The organism is Rhizobium sp. SEMIA 4085 (genome assembly GCF_013004495.1).
Lineage (GTDB): Bacteria > Pseudomonadota > Alphaproteobacteria > Rhizobiales > Rhizobiaceae > Rhizobium > Rhizobium gallicum.
On the sequence record NZ_JABEPH010000588.1, the window covers coordinates 1 to 2,273 of the forward strand.

2 protein-coding genes and 1 pseudogene are annotated in these 2,273 nt (G+C 59.1%); all 3 read right to left on the reverse strand.

Annotated features, from left to right (window positions below):
* Window positions 1-236, reverse strand: a 236-nt coding sequence (locus tag C9413_RS32925; protein WP_210263676.1) for a hypothetical protein, incomplete at its 3' end; no start/stop codon positions are given.
* A 119-nt stretch (window positions 237-355) separates the two neighbouring features.
* On the reverse strand, window positions 356-1,393 hold the full coding sequence (locus C9413_RS31325; RefSeq protein ID WP_170251429.1) for an IS110 family transposase: 1,038 nt from the start codon (window positions 1,391-1,393) through the stop codon (window positions 356-358).
* Window positions 1,394-1,430: 37 nt separating this feature from the next.
* A pseudogene (locus tag C9413_RS31330) lies at window positions 1,431-2,273 on the reverse strand (transposase); the annotation flags it as partial.

The window sequence follows — 2,273 nt, forward strand, 5'->3', positions numbered from 1 at the left end:
TTCCTGCCCGCGCCCGGGCTGATCAGCGAACAGCTCCGTTGTCTGTTCGCTGCCCTCGCCGCTGCGATAGGCATACGTGGACGGCCCCCCTGCTCGCAAGATATTTTTGAGATGATTTTGACCGCATCGCTTGCGTCCATACGTCCGGCCTGTTGTTGCGCTCGCACATGAACGCTGGCCAAGATGGTTTCCGCAACGTGAGCCCCAAACACATACACGACCTTGTAGAAGGCCATGGGCCTATACGGAGTGTCTCACGTCGTGGATCGATTGATCACACCATCTGCTCCTATCTTGCAAGTTCTGGCATCAGCACGCGGATTGAAGGACTAGACTTTCTATACGTTGCCGATCTTCATGCGGCGTTGACCATCAGCGCTGGCGCTAACTTTACGTTGTATGTCTCTCCAGACACCATGATCTTCCAGGCGATACGCGCCATCTTGTTGGCGAGGGCGACGGCTGCAAGCTTCGGCGGCTTGCGTTTCAGCAGTTCGGTCAACCATGGAGAAGCCTTGCCAGATCGCCGTGCATGCTGAATGACAGTGGTTGCTCCGACCACCAGCACCGCTCGCAATGCCTCATCGCCTGCTCGCGTGATGCGGCCGAGGCGCAGCTTACCGCCGGTCGAGTGGTCCTTCGGCGTCAACCCAATCCAGGCGGCAAACTGACGGCCGGATCGGAATAGTTCCGGCGCCGGTGTCTTCATGATCAGAAGCGCCGCGCCGATCGGGCCAATGCCGGGAATTCTGTTGAGGCGTTTGCTGCGTTCATCGGTACGCTGCCATGCCTTGAGCTTCGCATCCACGTCGGCAATCTTCTCTTCCAGTTGCGCGTATTCCTCTGCCTGACTCGCGAACAATTCCCGTGCCAATTCCGGCACCGTCGCGTCGGCCTGTATCCGTTCAAGAAGCAAAGGAATATGGGCCAGGCCCTTGGCGGCGGAAATGCCGAATTCAGCGGCATAGCCGCGGATAGCATTGGCGAGTTGGGTACGGTTGCGGATCAAACGACCCCGGACGCCGACCACCATGAGTGCCGCTTGCTCATCGACCGTCTTGACCGGCACAAACCGCATCGTCGGACGGCTCATCTCCTCGCACAGCGCCTCAGCGTCAGCGGCGTCGTTCTTACTCCGCTTGACGTAAGGCTTCACGAGCTGCGGCGCGATCATTTTCACCTCATGCCCGAGCGAGGTCAGCAGCCGAGCCCAGTGATGGGAACCGCCACAAGCTTCGATGGCGATCACGGTTGGCGGGCAGGTCGTCAAGAAATCTATCGATTCCTTGCGGCGCATTTTCTTGCGCAAGACCGGCTTCTCGGCGGCGTTCACGCCATGCAGTTGAAAGACATGCTTTGACGTATCGATGCCGATACGAGTAATCTTGTCCACGGACGGCTCCCTTTGTTTGAGATCTTAACGACTCACTCTGGCACGTTTCGATGCCGTTCGGGGGCCGTCCACCCCAACACATATACGACGTGCTGGTAGCTTCTTTGCCCGCTTCCTTCAGCACCTGAACCGTGGTCTCGTCGCCATGGATGACGGTCTGGGACTGGAGTCGCGATTTCAGCACATTATAGATACGATACAGGTGTTTCTCGCTCGAACCGATCACCCATTGGTCCAAAGCGCCGCGACTGACCGGAACCCCGGCGCGCTCAAAGACCTGCGACAAACGATAGAGCGGCGTGCCGTCGACATATTTATGAACGAGCGCGAAGGCCAGCGTCGAAGCGGTGGCGATGCTGCCTGGAAGGCAGCTGCTTCGGCATCGGCGCGATGACAACAGGCGTGTTGATGCCGGTGCGGTCGAGTTTCGGCACGAATATTTGGCCCGGGCATTCTGCAGAACCGTGGCCTTCACCTCGATGTGAAGCTGCTTGGTAACGAGCTCGCCCATCCGATGCAGCGGGTGGCTGCAGCACGGACAGACCTTCTGGTCGTCGGCAAGGTCATATTCGACGCCCTGGCGCGGCAGGTTCTCCGGCAGCGGTCTGCGGCCGGGTTTCTTGCCTTCCGGCTTTTTTCGGTGTCCGGCAGTCCTGTGTGCGGATGATCAACGGCATCGGCCTCATCGATGTCGTCGCTGTCCTCATCCCCCTCAAGGGCGCTCTGCTCGGCTTCGTTGAAGAGGCGATCCATATGCTTTTCGCTGCGCGGCGCAAAACGATGCAACTGCGCGAGAGCCAGTTCTTCTTCAAGCTTGAAGACGCGCTGCGCAAGGGCTTCCCTCTCGACCTTCAGCGCGGCGATTTCGGCAGCATTAGCC